The organism is Pseudomonas fakonensis, from assembly GCF_019139895.1.
GTDB lineage: Bacteria > Pseudomonadota > Gammaproteobacteria > Pseudomonadales > Pseudomonadaceae > Aquipseudomonas > Aquipseudomonas fakonensis.
In genome coordinates this window covers 3,810,965-3,825,803 of the sequence record NZ_CP077076.1, presented here as the reverse complement: position 1 = coordinate 3,825,803, position 14,839 = coordinate 3,810,965, and the positions used below count along the sequence as shown (strand labels likewise).

The 14,839-nt window shown below is 65.5% G+C and carries 13 protein-coding genes and 1 pseudogene; 8 read left to right on the top strand and 6 right to left on the bottom strand.

Annotated elements, in window-relative coordinates; translation table 11 throughout:
• Window positions 1–19: 19 nt before the first annotated feature.
• Genes KSS94_RS16775 through KSS94_RS16760 form a run of 4 tightly spaced genes read left to right on the top strand, consistent with a single transcriptional unit; the run spans window position 20 to window position 4,697 of the window.
• A complete protein-coding gene (locus KSS94_RS16775; protein ID WP_217839217.1) occupies window positions 20–1,117 on the top strand; it encodes an AI-2E family transporter in 1,098 nt (365 codons plus the stop codon).
• 4 nt (window positions 1,118–1,121) lie between these two features.
• Window positions 1,122–2,615, top strand: coding sequence for an efflux transporter outer membrane subunit (locus KSS94_RS16770; RefSeq protein ID WP_217839216.1), 1,494 nt, complete (start codon window positions 1,122–1,124; stop codon window positions 2,613–2,615).
• The gene (locus tag KSS94_RS16765; RefSeq protein WP_217839215.1) at window positions 2,612–3,691 is read left to right on the top strand and encodes an HlyD family secretion protein; all 1,080 of its coding nucleotides are present in this window, start codon (window positions 2,612–2,614) and stop codon (window positions 3,689–3,691) included. Before KSS94_RS16770 ends, KSS94_RS16765 begins: the two co-directional genes overlap by 4 nt.
• On the top strand, window positions 3,681–4,697 hold the full coding sequence (locus KSS94_RS16760; RefSeq protein WP_217839214.1) for a DUF2955 domain-containing protein: 1,017 nt from the start codon (window positions 3,681–3,683) through the stop codon (window positions 4,695–4,697). The genes KSS94_RS16765 and KSS94_RS16760 overlap by 11 nt, the downstream gene beginning before the upstream one ends.
• A gap of 16 nt (window positions 4,698–4,713) precedes the next feature.
• Here the strand turns inward: KSS94_RS16760 and KSS94_RS16755 are convergent, their stop codons facing one another.
• A complete protein-coding gene (locus KSS94_RS16755) occupies window positions 4,714–4,959 on the bottom strand; it encodes a hypothetical protein (RefSeq protein WP_217839213.1) in 246 nt (81 codons plus the stop codon).
• A 635-nt stretch (window positions 4,960–5,594) separates the two neighbouring features.
• Window positions 5,595–6,446, bottom strand: coding sequence for an IS5 family transposase (locus tag KSS94_RS16750; RefSeq protein WP_217839212.1), 852 nt, complete (start codon window positions 6,444–6,446; stop codon window positions 5,595–5,597).
• A 441-nt stretch (window positions 6,447–6,887) separates the two neighbouring features.
• On the opposite strand from KSS94_RS16750, the gene KSS94_RS16745 reads away from it, so the two are divergent.
• From KSS94_RS16745 to KSS94_RS16730, 4 genes and pseudogenes are all read left to right on the top strand, one after another.
• Entirely contained in the window at window positions 6,888–7,232 is a 345-nt protein-coding gene (locus KSS94_RS16745) for a VOC family protein (RefSeq protein WP_217839211.1), read from the top strand.
• Between the two features lie 67 nt (window positions 7,233–7,299).
• Window positions 7,300–7,779, top strand: a complete 480-nt coding sequence (locus KSS94_RS16740; RefSeq protein ID WP_217839210.1) for a VOC family protein — start codon at window positions 7,300–7,302, stop codon at window positions 7,777–7,779.
• A gap of 99 nt (window positions 7,780–7,878) precedes the next feature.
• Window positions 7,879–8,505: pseudogene (locus KSS94_RS16735) on the top strand (hypothetical protein); the annotation flags it as partial.
• Between the two features lie 157 nt (window positions 8,506–8,662).
• A complete protein-coding gene (locus KSS94_RS16730; protein WP_217839209.1) occupies window positions 8,663–9,319 on the top strand; it encodes a helix-turn-helix transcriptional regulator in 657 nt (218 codons plus the stop codon).
• Here KSS94_RS16730 and yddG read toward each other — a convergent pair.
• The 4 genes from yddG to KSS94_RS16710 form a co-directional block, all read right to left on the bottom strand.
• Window positions 9,261–10,160, bottom strand: a complete 900-nt coding sequence (yddG, locus tag KSS94_RS16725) for an aromatic amino acid DMT transporter YddG (protein ID WP_302471812.1) — start codon at window positions 10,158–10,160, stop codon at window positions 9,261–9,263. The two genes, KSS94_RS16730 and yddG, sit on opposite strands and share 59 nt — an antisense overlap.
• Window positions 10,161–10,361: 201 nt before the next feature.
• Window positions 10,362–12,524 carry a TonB-dependent siderophore receptor gene (locus KSS94_RS16720; RefSeq protein WP_217839208.1) on the bottom strand — a complete coding sequence of 721 codons (2,163 nt, stop codon included), beginning with the start codon at window positions 12,522–12,524 and terminating at the stop codon, window positions 10,362–10,364.
• 226 nt (window positions 12,525–12,750) lie between these two features.
• Entirely contained in the window at window positions 12,751–13,599 is an 849-nt protein-coding gene (locus tag KSS94_RS16715; protein ID WP_217839207.1) for a TIGR03915 family putative DNA repair protein, read from the bottom strand.
• Complete coding sequence (locus KSS94_RS16710; RefSeq protein WP_217839206.1) at window positions 13,590–14,810, bottom strand: putative DNA modification/repair radical SAM protein; 1,221 nt, start codon at window positions 14,808–14,810, stop codon at window positions 13,590–13,592. The genes KSS94_RS16715 and KSS94_RS16710 overlap by 10 nt, the downstream gene beginning before the upstream one ends.
• Window positions 14,811–14,839: the final 29 nt, after the last annotated feature.

The following is a 14,839-nucleotide window of genomic DNA, read 5'->3' as shown; positions in this document are numbered from 1 at the left end:
ACCAACCTGGAGGTGGACCATGCAGCCTGGTGTGAAACTGGACAGCGCGCTGTCGCGCGGCCTGCTCGATGTGCTGATCAAGGCGGGCCTGGTGGCCGCGTTGATCCTGTTCGCCTGGCGGGTGTTCGCGCCGTTCATGGACCTGATGCTGTGGGCAGTGATACTGGCGGTGACCTTGTACCCACTGCTGCGCCGGGTGCAGCGCCTGACCCGGTTGCGCGAGGGGCATGCCGCCACCCTGGTGGTGGCGTTGGTGCTGCTGGTGTTGTTGGTGCCGATTTACCTGGTGGTGGTGTCGATCAGCGAGTCGGTGGACAGCTTGGTGACCCTGCTCAAGAGCGGCGCCTGGAGCGTGCCGCCACCGCCGGACAGCGTGGCCGGCTGGCCGCTGGTGGGGGACAGGCTGCACGGGCTGTGGCTGGCCGCCTCGCAGAGCCTGTCGGGGGTGCTCAACCAGATGATGCCCGACCTCAAGGGCGCCGGCCGCGTGGCCCTGGGCGCTGCGGCCAGCGCCGGCGGTGCGTTTTTGCTGTTCATCGGCGCGATCATCATTGCCGGGGTGATCATGGCCTTTGGCGACAAGGGCCAGTTGGCCGCCCAGCGCATTGCCATGCGCGTGTCTGGCGAAGAACGCGGCAGGCCCATCGCCCGGCTGTGCACCGCGACCATTCGCGCGGTTGCCCAGGGGGTGATCGGCATTGCTTTCATCCAGATGCTGCTGATCGGCGTGGGTTTTGTGGTCAAGGGCGTGCCGGGCGCCGGCATGCTGGCGATCGTCATCCTCATGCTGGGCATTGCCCAGGCGCCGGCGACGCTGATCACCGTGCCGGTAATCGTCTATGTGTTCAGCACCGAGGGCTTCACCGCCATGACCATCCTGTTTGCCGTGTACACCTTCGTTGCCGGCCTTGCCGACAACCTGCTCAAGCCGCTGCTGCTGGGGCGCGGGGTGGACGTGCCGATGCCGGTGGTGTTGATCGGGGCGCTGGGCGGCATGGTGGTCAAGGGCATCATCGGGCTGTTCATCGGGCCGGTGATCCTGGCGGTGGCCTACAACCTGTTCTGGCAGTGGGTTGACCAGCAGGTGCCCGAGCGTATCGACCCGCCGTCGGCCTGAGGCCATGGCCAACTGCCTGCGCCATGGCGCGCTGGGGTTGTTGCTGGTGGCTGGCGGCTGCACCGTCGGGCCGGACCACGTGCCGCCACAGGACCCTTGGCTGGAGCGCTGGAGCACACCTGCGCTGGAGCAGGTACGCGGGCACGGCGCCGACCTGCGCCAGTGGTGGCGGGTGTTCGCCGACCCCACGCTGGATGCCTTGATCGCCGAGGCCGATGCCCACAACGCCAACGTGCAGGTGGCCGGCCTGCGCATCGCCGAGGCGCGGGCGCAGTTGGCCATCGTACGTACCGGGCGTTACCCGCAGTTGCAGCAGCTGCGCGCGCAAAGCCTGTACCTCAGGCAGGACCAATCCGGCACCCCGGCGGCGCGCGACTCGGTGTTCTGGCAATCGAGCCTGGGCTTCGACATTGCCTGGGAGGTCGACTTCTGGGGGCGCTTCAGCCGCGCCATCGAGTCGGCCGATGCCGCCTACTTCGCCTCCCAGGCCAACTACGCCGACGCCCTGGTGCTGCTGCGCGCCCAGGTGGCCGACAGCTACTTTGCCCTGCGCACCGTCGAGGCGCGGCTGGACATCGCCCGCGACAACGCCCGGCGCCAGGCACGCAGCCTGCAGATCACCGAGCGGCTGTTTCGCCATGGCGAAAACGACGAGCTCGACTGGCAGCAGGCGCGCACCCAGTTGCTCGCCACCGAGGCGACCATCCCCGAGTTCGAGGCCCAGCTCAATGCCTTGCGCAACCTGCTGTGCGCGCTGCTCGGGCGCCCGCCCGGGCCATTGGCGCAACTGCAGGCAGGCCACGGCCAACTGCCGCTGCCGGATCTTCAGGTGTTGCAGGCGGTGCCGGCCGAGCTGTTGCGCCGGCGCCCGGACATCCGCGCCGCCGAGCAGGCGGTGGCGGCGCAGTCGGCGCTGGTGGGGGTGGCCGAGGCCGACCTGTACCCGCAACTGAGCCTGCTGGGCAGCATCGGTTGGAGCCTGGTGTCGGCCAGTCATCTGCCGGACAGCTTCGACATTGCCGCAGGGCCCGGGCTGCTCTGGAACCCGTTCGACCATGGCCGGCGCAAGAATGCCGTGCGGGTGGAGGATGCCCGCCTTCAGCAACTGATCACCCTGTATCACCAGCAGGTGCGCGAGGCGGCGCGGGAGGCCGATGACGCCGCCAGCGCCCTGGTGCGGGCGTTGCAAAGCGCTGCCATTCGCGACCAGGGCGCGGCGGCGGCGAGCCGTTCGCTTGAGCTTGCCAGCGCCCAGTACCGCGAAGGCTTCGCTGATTTTCAGCGGGTACTCGACGCCCAGCAACTGCTGCTGCAACAGCAGGACGGCTACCTGGTCAGCCGCGGCAACGCGGTGGGTAGCCTGGTGGCGCTGTACAAGGCACTGGGCGGTGGTTGGCAGCGCCAGGCACCACCCATCGACGCCGCCACCCGGCGGCAGATGCAGCAGCGCACCGACTGGGGTGAACTGCTCGGCGAACAGGAGGGTAATGCCCGATGAGCGACGCAAGCCCCCCGGACCGCAGCCTGCGCTGGGTCCTCGTGCTGATTGTGCTGAGCCTGCTGTGGTACCTGCTGGCCGACCGCTTCACCCCCTACACCCAGCAGGCCCGCCTGCAGGCCTATGTGGTGCCGGTCAGCGCCGAGGTGGCGGGGCAGGTGCAGCGAGTGGCGGTGGGCAACAACCAGGCGGTGAGCAAGGGCGCATTGCTGTTCGAACTGGACCCAGCCCAGTACCGCATTGCCCTCGCTCGGGCCCAGGCCGACTACGACGCGGCGCGGCGCCAGGTCGGCGCCCACAGCGCCGGCATCGAGTCGGCCCAGGCCGCGCTGACGGCGGCCCAGGCCAACGAGCGCAAGGCGCGCCAGGATGCCGAGCGGCTCAAGCGCTTGTACGAAGAGGACCCGGGCACGGTGTCGGTGCGCCGCCTGGAAGGCGCCCAGGCCACCTACGAACAGGCCCGCAGCCAGGTGGCTGCGGCCCACGCCGAAGTGCAGCGGGCGCGGGAGCAGGAGGGCGGCAACAGTGACGACAACGCCCAGTTGCGCAGCGCCGCGGCCAACCTGGAAAAGGCCCGGCTGGACCTGGCACGCACCCAGGTGCGCGCCGACTCCGACGGGCGCATTACCGACTTGCGGGTGGATGTGGGGCACTACGTCGGGGCCGGCAGCCCGTTGATGACCTTGGTAGCCACGGGGGATGTGTGGGTCAGTGCCGACATGACCGAGAACAACCTCGGCCGCCTGCGGCTCGGCACACCGGTGCTGGTGGTGCTCGACAGCCTGCCCGGCGAGGTGTTGCACGGGCGTATCCGCAGCATCGGCCAGGGCGTCAGCAGCGGCCAGCCACCGCCGCCGGGGCAGTTGCCAACGGTGCAGAACAGCCGCGAGTGGTTGCGCTCGGCGCAGCGCTTTGCAGTAATCGTCGAGCTCGAGCGCTTGAACGAGCTGGATGCCGCGCAATTGCGCGTGGGTGGCCAGGCCGAGGTGATGGCGCTGCCCGGGGAGGGCAACCCGCTGAACCTGCTGGGGCGGCTGTTCATGTGGCTGATGAGCTGGTTGTCCTATGCCTATTGAGCTGCGCCGCCGCCGTGCCCTGCGCTTGGCCTGGGGCGCGGCGCTCAGCCTGGCGGCGAGCTTTGGCATCGGCTTGCCGGTGCCGGTGCTGGCCCCGGTGCTGTGCGTGTTGCTGCTGGCCATGCGCAACCGGGCATTGCCGTTGCGCATGGCGCCGGTGCTGGCGCTGCTGGTGCTGGCCAGTTGCGGCAGTGGCTTGCTGCTGATTCCGCTGTTGCGCCACGCGCCGTTGACCGGGGTGCTGCTGGTGGCGGTGGGGTTGTTGCTGGTGTTTCGCTACGCCCAGCGTGGCGGCAATGGTTTGCTGGCCAACCTGCTGGTGATCGGCTTGACCATGATCGCTGCCGCCGGTGCTCATGATTTCACCTTGGCGTTGTCGGTGGTCGAGGCCATGGCCAAGGGCATGCTGCTGGCGGTGTTGTGTACGTGGCTGGTGCATGGGGTGTTTGCGGAGCCTCCTGATGCGCCTGCTGCGCCGGCCGCGCCGCAACCTGGTGAGCGGGAGGCGGGCTGGATCGCCCTGCGCGCCATGCTGATCGTGATGCCGGCGTTCTTGCTGGCGCTGATTGCCCCGGACCGTTTCATGCCGCTGATCATGAAGGCGGTGAGCCTGGGCCAGCAGGCTGGCGAGACCGATGCCCGCCAGGCGGCCCGCGAGCTGGTGGGCTCGACCTTGCTGGCGGGGGTGCTGGCGATATTGGTGTGGGGGGCGTTGAGCCTGTTCGTGCACCTGTGGATGTTCTTTCTGTGGGTGCTGCTGGTGGCCTTGTGGCAGGCGCGGCGGCTGCAGCGTCTGGTGGCCAGTCGGCATGGGCCGGCGTTCTGGGTGAGTTGCCTGACCACCATGCTGATCTTGCTCGGGCAGTCGGTGCAGGACAGCGTGGCCGGGCAGGATGTGTATCGGGCGTTTGCCGTGCGCTTGGGGCTGTTTGTGATGGTGTCGCTGTATGCCAGTGCGATGCTGGTTTGGATCGACCGCCGGCGGGGTGCCGTTGGCCTCTTGTAGGCGCGCGCCTTTGCGATTACAGGTACGGGGTCTGGCTGGTGGTCGTGGCGGTGTCGGTGATCACCTGCTCCTGGCCCGAGCGCAGTACGGTCAGCCGGCGGCGTTCGTAGTCTTCCTGGCTCAGGCCCTGGCGCTGCAGCGCTTCGAGCTGCAGTTGGCGGGTTTCTTCGGCTGTGTAGGGGCGCAGCTCGGGGTGGTTGGCGCAGCCGCTGAACACAGTGACGGCGAGGGCGGCTAGCAGCAGGCGGGCGGTGGTGTTCATTGGGGGCTTTCCATCAGCGGGGAGTCGATGGGGAAAGGTTAGGGTGCGGGGTTGGTGTTGAGAAATTGGCTGGCTTGATAGTGACTATTGAGGTTGGTGGGGGGCTAGGGTGGGGATCTGGGTGATCTGGGTGATCTGGTTGGTTTTGGTAGTTTTATGCGCATTCATTATTTGTAGTGACGCTTATTCACCTTTCCGCCCTTACGGCGGCTTACTTTGGTCTTGGCCAAAGTAAGCAAAGCCGCTCGCTCCCATCATCCGGCCCCTGCGCTTCGCTCCGGGGTTCCCTCACTTCGGGCTTGCTCCGGGGGGACGCGCCGACGGGCCGTCCCTGGCCCGATCGGCGCTCGACCGGCATCCATGCCGGTCGCCCCCCTACGCAATCCCTGCGTTCGGCCTCCTGAAGTCGCGAAGTTAGGGGCGGCGCCTGTGCTGGCGCAGCTAACCGCTAGTTGAATTTGTGGGAACTCAGGATAGCAATCGCCGGCAAGCCGGCTCCTACAGTGGAACGCGTCAATTTGGATAACGCGTAACCCTGTAGGAGCCGGCTTGCCGGCGATAGGGCCCGAACAAACAACCCATCAATAACAATCAAACCAACATCCCAGCTGTTGATCTGGCTGTTGATCTTGCTTCTAGGCTTTGTACGAAAAGTAATGTCGCAGACACCGCCGCCAGCAAGCCAGCGTGACCATTGCGGAGTAGCTTTGGGCGAGCTTGCAGTAGCGGGTTCCCAAGCGGCGGTGTTCCTTCAGCCACCCAAACAGCCGCTCGATAACGTTTCGCTCTTTGTACTTTGGTCTGTCGAGCAGGCGCGGCAAACCTGGCCTTGGCTTGCGCTTCATGGCTCGGAAAGGAATCACTGGTTGCATGTGATAGCGGTCGCAGTACCGGCGCAAAGCATCTGAGTCGTAGCCTTTGTCGGCCAGCAATTTTCGGCATCGCTTGCGCGGCCGGCCTCCTTTGGTTGGGAGGTAAACGCCATCGAGCAAAGGCTGGGCATGGGAAATGTCACTGGCTTGCCCGCCAGAAAGGGTGAAGTGCAATGGCACACCTCGGGCATCGCAAACCATATGAATTTTCGTAGTTAGTCCGCCCCGACTTCTACCGAGCGCGTGGTCCGCTGGTTCTTCTGCCCCCTTTTTGCCTGCTCCAGATGAGGCCCGGGTTGCTTTCACTGCCGTTGAGTCAATACACCAAGTGTCTAGATCAATCAGGCCTTCAGCGTTGAGTTTGACATGTAGGCGTTTGAGCATTTGACCGAAGGTGCCCTGGTTTCGCCAGTCTCGAAATCGCTGATAAACCGTCGACCAAGGGCCGAATCGCTCAGGCATATCCCGCCAGGCTGCGCCGGAGCACAGCACCCATAAAACGCCGTTGAGCATCAAGCGATCGTCAACTCTTGGACGTCCGGTACGTTGATTTGTAGCAAAGAGGTCAGCGACTATGCCCCAGTGTTCGTCAGAAAGTTCGTATCGCTTGGGCATAGCAGAGTCCTTCGCCTAAAAGGCGAGAACTCTACGGAAAATCAGGGCTCCAGCGGTTTTCACGGAGTTTCAAAGGTTTTCGTACAAAGCCTAAGCGCGCGGTAGTTCAGGCAACACAAATCGCGACTTCAGGAGGCCGAGCGTAGGGATTGCGTAGGAGGGCGACCGGCATGGATGCCGGTCGAGCGCCGATCGGGCCAGGGACGGCCCGTCGGCGCGTACCTCCGGAGCAAGCCCGGAGCGAGGGAACCCCCGAAGCGCAGCGTAGGGGGCCGGATGATGGGAGCAGACGGCTTTGCCTACTTTGGCCACGACCAAAGTAGGCCGCCGTAAGGGCGGAAAGGTGACGAAAAGCCGCTATCGTCAATGAATGCGCATACATCTCCAAAAGCAATCACCATAAAGCCCCGAACCCGAACCCCAAAAAACCAGCGAGCCCCCATGCCCATAGCCCTGCTACTCCACACCTCCAACCTCGAAACCACCCGCACCCACTACCGCGATACCCTGGACTTCACCCTAACCGACACCGCCCAATCGACCCTCACCGCCACCCTGCAAGACGCCACCTTGGTATTCACCCAGCAGAACCTCTGGCAGCACCCCACCGGCTGCTCGGGCACCTTCTACCTGATCGTCGAGGACGTCGACCGCTACTACCAGCAAGTCAAGGACCGCGCCGAAATCGCCTGGCCACTGCAGAACATGCCCCATGGCTCCCGCGAATTCGGCGTGCGCGACTGCAACGGCTACTACCTGGCGTTCAGCCAGCACCAGGCCCGCTGATCAGCCGGCAGAAAAAGGCCGGGCAGGCGGCCTAGACTCGAGGGACCCCGCCCAGGAGCCAACGCACATGACCCCCAAGAACAGCATCTGCCTCTGGTACGACCACGACGCCGAAGAGGCCGCCAACTTCTACGCCAGCACCTTCCCCGACAGCCACGTCACTGCCGTGCACAAAGCCCCCGGCGACTACCCCTCGGGCAAGGCCGGCGACGTGATCACCGTCGAATTCACCGTGATGGGCATCCCCTGCATCGGCCTCAACGGCGGCAAGGCCTTTACCCACAGCGAGGCATTCTCGTTCCAGGTGGCTACCGACAACCAGGCAGAAACCGACCGCTACTGGGACGCCATCGTCGGCAACGGCGGCCAGGCAAGCGTCTGCGGCTGGTGCAAGGACAAGTGGGGCCTGTCGTGGCAGATCAGCCCGCGGGTACTCACCGATGCGGTGGCCAGCCCCGACCGCGCAGCCGCCAAGCGCGCCTTCGACGCGATGATGGGCATGACCAAGATCGATATCGCCGCCATCGAGAAAGCCCTCAAGGGCTAAGCGGCCCACCACTGGTCCGATTCATTGCGGCGGGCCAATAAAAACATATTTTGATGCTTAAATTACCCTTGTCGGTCCATCCACTACGAGGGTGTCGTCATGAACATCAAGATTGCCGCATTGTTGCTGCTCGCCCTGTGCGCGCAGCCAGCCTGGAGCCAGGCCACTTCAACCGCCGCACCTGCCACAGAACCTGCAGCGCTGAGCACCCGCCTGGCCCTGCGCGACCTGTGGGTCGAGCATGTGTTCTGGGTACGCAACTACGCCATGGCCAACCAGGCCGGCAACAAGGCCCAGGCCGATATCGCCGCCAAACAGGTGGTCAGCAACGCCACCACCATCGCCAACAGCCTGGCGCCCTTGTACGGCCAGCCCGCAGCCGACCAGATGTTCAAGCTGCTGGGCGGCCACTGGGGCGCGGTGAAGCACTACAGCGACGCCACCGTGGCCAAGGACAAGGCCGGGCAGCAGGCGGCAGTGAACGAGCTGTTGGCCAATGCCAAGGCCATTGCTGCGTTTCTGTCCAAGGCCAACCCCTACCTGCCAGAGCAAACCCTGATTACCTTGCTCAGCGCCCACGGCGGCCATCACATCGCGCAAATCGACCAACTGGCCAAGGCCGACTACGCAGGCGAGGCACAAACCTGGCAGATGATGCGCGAACACATGCTGGTGCTGGCTGACGCCCTGGCTGGGGCGTTGGTCAAGCAGTTCCCCGACAAGTTCTCGGCTTTGTACGAAAAGTGCCTGCGCGACGATCATGCTGCGTTGAAAACAGGCTCGGAATGCTCATTGACAACCAGTCAACTCCGCTTCCTCGCCTGTTTTCGCCTTGCCTGATCGCCGCTCGGCGACTTTTCGTACAAACCCCAGGAGGCCCGCCATGCTCGAAGGTTTGGGGCGCACCCAGCGCGACCTGCTGTATGCCTTGTTGCACCAGCCGGGCGGCATGAGCATCGACGACCTGGCCCAGGCCCTGGCGGTCACCCGTACCGCAGTGCGCCAGCACCTGGCTGCGCTGGAGCGCGACGGCCTGGTGCAGCGTGGCGCCACCCGCCCCACGGGGCGGCGCCCCGAACAGCTGCACCAGCTCACCGACCAGGCCCGCGAGCTGTTTCCGCGCCAGTACCCGCTGCTGGCCAACCTGTTGATCGAGCAGGTGGCCGGCCTGCTCGGGCATGAGGCGTTGCTGGCGTTGCTACAGGGGTTGGGGCGCAAGCTGGCGGCAGACCTCGAGCACGCGGTGGTGGACGAGGCGCGTATCGTCCAGCACATGAACCAGGCCGGCTATGAAGCGCAGGTGTTCTTCCGCTCAGCCGGCGAGCCGCAGATCGTCGCCCACAACTGCGTGTTCCACCACCTGGCCAAGGCCCACCCGCTGGTGTGCGAGCTGGACCTGGCGCTGATCGGTGCCTTGGGTGGCGGCACCGCGCAGCACCTGGAATGCATGCTGCGCGGTGGCCAGGTATGCCGCTTTGCCCTCAGCCCTGGGCCGCAGGCTGACGGGTCGCGTGCCAGCACAGCAGCGAACCCAGGGTGACCAGCAACGCCCCCTGCCAGAACTGCAGGGCCAAGGTGGCGCCCAGCCACAGTGCGGCAAAGCCGGCCGACAGCACCGGGGCGAAGTACGAGGCAGTGGCCAGCAGGGTCAGGTTGCCGCGCAGGATGCCGATGTTCCATAGCGCATAGCCGCCGGCAATGGCCAGGCCCGCGCCCAGCAGTTCCAGGCTTGCCCGCGTATGCGGGGCTGGCAGCACCTCAGCGCTGAAGGCGTACTTCACCCACAGCACGGCAGCAGTCAGCAGGAAGAACAACACCACGTGGTTCTGCCCGTTGGCGTAGCGCCGGGTGACGTTGCAGTACAGCGCGAAGGTCACCGCGCAGGCGGCCGCCAGCCCGTAGCCCAGCGGGTTGGACGCAAGGTTGCGGGCCAGGCTGTCCAGCGACAGCCCGTCGGTGCTCACCACCCACAAAATGCCCAATAGCGCCAGGGCCGTGCCCGGCAAGATGTACCAGCGCGCCGGCTGGCGGTTCATCACGATCGCCAGCACCACGGTCAGGCTCGGCCACAGGTAGTTGACCACCATCAGCTGGATCGCCTGGGTGCTGTCCAGGGCATAGCCCAGGGCCAGCGACAGGCAGATCTCGTAGGCGACGAACAGTGCCGAGCCACTGACCAGGTAGAACGGCGTGGCCTTGCGCAGCCGCGGCTTGCCCAGCAGGGCCACCAGCAGCAGGGCGCCGAGGGTATAGATGAGCGCGGCACCGCCGATGGCGCCGAAATGCTGGCTGACGCTGCGGATCAAGCCGGAAGCTGTGCTCCACAGCAGGATGGCGGCGAGGCCGCAGAAGGTGGCATTGCGCCCGGTGATCTTGGCCATGTTGGAGTTCGCGAGGAAAAGGCGCGAAGTCTAACGCGGTAGACAGTTTGTATACCATAGGCCGGGTGCGTTCCTGCGCCGCAACGGCTGGCTCCTTCGCCGGGCAAGGCCGCTCCCACAGGGATTGCATAGACTTCAGGCCAGTGCCGTGACTGTAGGAGCCGGCTTGCCGGCGATAGGGCCGGCAAGCCAGGTGCATCTTCAGAAGCTGTACTTGGCTGTCAGCATGAAGTTGCGCGGGTCGCCAAAGGTATCGCCGCCGTAATCCACCGACTCGGAGATCGACGAGTAGTACTTGCGATCGAAGATGTTGTTGGCGTTCAGCTGCAGGTCCAGGTGCTGGCTGATCTGGTAGCCGGCCATCAGGTCGGTGACCGCATAGGCGCCCTGTTGCAGGCGGTAGGTGCTGCCATCGGCGACCTTGAAGTCGTTGTACATGCGGCTCTGCCAGGTCAGGCCACCGCCCACTCGCAATTTTTCCAGCGGGCCCTGGAAGCGGTAGGTGGTGAACAGTTTGAACTGATGCTCGGGGGTGTCGCTGTTGAGCGGCTTGTTGACGCTGGCCGGGTTCTTTTCGTCCTTGATGGTGTGCACGCGGGCATAGGTGTAGCCGCCGCCGATCTGCCAATTGTCGGTCAGCGCGCCTTGCAGTTCGAAATCGATCCCCTGGCTGCGCACCTCGCCTGACGCCTCGTAGCAGGTCAGTTGCGGGCAGTTGACCACACCCACCTGGACCTGGCGGTTTTCCTGTTCGATGCGGAACACCGCAAGGCTGGCGTTGAGTGCGCCGTCAAAGTACTCACCCTTGATCCCCACCTCGTAGTTCTTGCCGACGATCGGAATGATTGGCTTGCCAGAGGCATCGCGACCGTCCTGCGGGGTGAAGATGTCGGTGTAGCTCAGGTACACCGAGTGGTGTTCGTCGAGGTCGTAGATCAGCCCGCCATAGCGGGTCACGTTGCGGGTGACCTTGTAGTCGCCTTTGCCATCGCCGTCGTGCTGGTCGTAGTCGTACCAGTCCAGGCGCCCGCCGAGGATCAGCTTGAGCGGGTCGGCCAGGCTCAGGCGGGTGGTGGCGTACACGCCTTCCTGTTCGATCACGTACTGGCTGTTGCCATTGTGTACGAAGTTCGGCTTGCCACCGTTGAGCGGGTAGTTGGTGTCGTACGGGCTGTAGCCGCGCTCGTTCATGTCGTAGAGGCGTTTGCTGGCGCCGACCACCAGTTCGTGGGTACGCCCCAGGGCCTGGAACGGGCCGCTGGCGAAGGCATCCACGCCCAGCTGGTTTTCGCGGTGGGCCGACTGGTAAACGGTGCGTGCCAGGGATTTGTCCGAGGCCCAACGCGACTGGTAAGAGCCACGGAACAACGCGTTCTGCTCGCTGTAGGTGGTGTTGACCTGCAGCTTCCAGTCGTTGGCCAGTTGCTTGCGCACCTCGGCGAACAGGGAGTTGATCTCCTGGTCTTTGTTCTCCCAGTCGGTAGCCGGGTTGTATGAGCGCGACAGGTCCAGGTGGTGGCCGTCGAGCCCGACCGGGATCGCCCCCCAGAAGAAGTTGGTCTTGTCCTTCTGGTGGGAGATGCCGAGGGTGAGGGTGGTGTCGTCGCTCAGGTCTGCTTCGGTTACCGCATAGAACAGGTCATGGTTCTCGTCCTGGCCATCGCGGAAGCTGCGGCTGGGGTTGTACGAGGCCACCACCCGGCCACGCAGGGTGCCGCTGTCATTGAGCGGGCTGGAGGCGTCTATCTCGCCGCGGTAGTTGTCCCAGCTGCCGAGCGCGCCGGTGAGGGTGACCTTCTGTTCGGCCAGCGGGCGCTTGCGCACCAGGTTGATGGCCGCCGACGGCGTGCCGGCGCCGGTGACCAGGCCGGTGGAGCCACGTACCACTTCGACCCGGTCGAACATCGCCAGGTTGGGCTGGGCGCCGACCACCCAACCGGTATAGGCGCTGGGGATGCCGTCGTACATGATGTTGTCGACATCGAAGCCACGGGCGGTGTAGGTCTGCCGGCCCGGGCCGTTGGACTGGTTGAGGAACAGCCCCGGCGTGTACTTGGCCACGTCGTTGATGCTCTTCATGTTCTGGTCGTCCATGCGCTGGCGGGTGATCACCGTCACCGCCTGGGGCGTTTCGCGCATGGTCAGTGGCAGCTTGGTGGCGGTGGACATGCTGCCGGTGGTGTACGACTGCGACCCTTCAGTGGTGCTGCCCAGGCTGCTGTCATTGATGGCGGTGGCGCCCAGTTCCATCACCGCAGGCGCCTGAGTCTGCTCTTCGGCGAAGGCGGGTGGCAGGGCGGCCATGCAGATGGCCATGGCCAGCAGGTTGGGCGTGAAACGCTGCGGGGAAGGGCGGGGGGGCATGCCTGAAGAGTCCTTATTGCTAGTGATTACGAGAATGATTTGCAATAAGTTTGTCAGGGTTTGTCAGGATGTAACAGTCTGTATGGGTGGTTTTTTACAGATTTTTCACATTCGCCACCCGTTCGGATGTTTGCTCCCTCTCTGTAGGAGCCGGCTTGCCGGCGATAGGGCCCACCCAGGCGGTGCATCACTCGGGCTTCTGGCCCCATCGCCGGCAAGCCGGCTCTTACAAGGGTGTGTTCGGCCCGGCGATGCGTTTGCCCTGTTGCAACCCCACCTCCAGCGCCTGCCCGTCGCGCTGTTTGCCCTGCCGGGCCTGGCCGACCAGTTGCGGAATCAGCGGCCCTTCCGGCAGGTTGCGCCAGAAGCGCCCGGGCAAGTGCTGGCGCAGGGCATCCGGGTTGAGCCTGGCCGGGTTGAAGGTGTGCCGGTAGTAGGTCAGCCACAGCTCTGCGCCGGGGTCCTCGGCATTGCGCGCCCAATCTTGCCAGTCGGCCGGACACTGGCGCCGGTAGTCGAGGATTTGCCCGTCGTAGCGGATGCCATCGCGGGGTGTGGCGATCAGCCAGCGCTGGCGGCCCAGGCGCTCGGCAAAATGGCCGCTGGCGCTGTCGAGGATGTCGTGGGCCGGTTCGTGCCAGGCGATCAGGTCCAGTTGCAGCGACTCGACCAGCGCCTCTGGCAAGGGCACGAAGCGCACGAAGGCATGCAGGTGGTGGGCTTCGCGGCCCACCTGGCGGATCCGCCGCTGCAGCTCGCTGCCCAGGCGCTCGCCGGCCAGCATGGCAGTGCGGTCGCCATGGGCGACCCGCCACAGCACCTCGTACAAAAGGTTCCAGCGCTGCTCGCCACGGTAGCGGCCGGCTTGTTCCAATTGCGCGAGCAGCTTTGCCGGCACCCGTGCGCGGAACGGGCCGGGCCCTTCGGGCAACGGCGTGACCACTGCCAGCAGGTCGTCCATCGGGCCCTGGCCCCAGGTGACCTCGGCCGGGTCGATGCCATGGCCGAGCAGGGTGCGCGCCTGGTTGCGCCAAGTGGCAAAGCAGTCGTCGCAGTCGAGCGCGATCACCCCCACAGCCCCATCTGTAGCGGGGCCTGGGGTTCGCGCAGGCGCTCGCGCAACAGGCCGCTGCGCAGCTCCGCCTGGGCCGGGCGGTAGTCACTGGTGACGATGAACGGCCGGGCCTTTTCCAGCACGCAGCGCAGTTGGATCAAGTCGTCGTAGCGGATGCGCCGTTCGCGGCGCAGCGCCACCATGCGCTGCACGCTGCGCAGGCCAATGCCGGGGATGCGCGCCAGCAGCGCGGGTTCGGCGCGGTTCACATCCAGCGGGAACACCTCGCGGTTGGCCAGGGCCCAGGCGAGCTTGGGGTCGATGTCCAGCGCCAGGTTACCTACCTCGCCCAGCAGTTCACCGGCCTTGTAGCCATAGCCGCGCAGCAGGAAGTCGGCCTGGTACAGGCGGTGCTCGCGCAGCAGCGGCGGGGCGGCCAGGGGCACGCTGCCGGGGCTGTCGGGAATCGGGCTGAACGCCGAGTAGTACACGCGCTTGAGGCCGTAGCCCTGGTACAGCGACTCGGCGTTGCGCAGCAAGGTGCTGTCGTCGGTGGCGTCGGCGCCGACGATCACCTGGGTGCTTTGCCCGGCCGGGGTGAAGCGTGGCGCGCGGGGTTCGCCGGCCACCGCCTGCTGGCCCTGGTGAATCACGCCCATGGCCTGGCGAATGGTGCTGGCTTGTTTTTCCGGGGCCAGGCGCTTGAGGCTGGCGTCGGTGGGCAGCTCGATGTTGACGCTCAGGCGGTCGGCCAGGCGCCCGGCTTCTTCGATCAACAGCGGGTCGGCATCGGGGATGGTCTTGAGGTGGATGTAACCGCGAAAGTTGTGCTCCTCGCGCAGCAGGCGGGCCACGCGGATCAACTGCTCCATGGTGTAGTCGGCCGAGCGGATGATGCCGGAGCTTAAAAACAACCCGCTGATGCAGTTGCGCCGGTAGAAGTCCAGGGTCAGGCGCACCACTTCTTCGGGGCTGAAGCGTGCCCGCGGCACGTTGCTGGAGCGGCGGTTGACGCAGTACTGGCAGTCGTACAGGCAGAAGTTGGTCAACAGCACCTTGAGCAGCGACACGCAGCGCCCGTCGGGGGTGTAGCTGTGGCAGATACCCATGCCGTCGGTGGCGCCCAGCCCATCGCGCCCGCGCGAGCTGCGCTTGGGCGCGCCGCTGCTGGCGCAGGAGGCGTCGTACTTGGCGGCGTCGGCGAGGATGCCGAGTTTGGCGATCAGTTGCATGGGGCTGACTCGAAATACTGAATATTCAT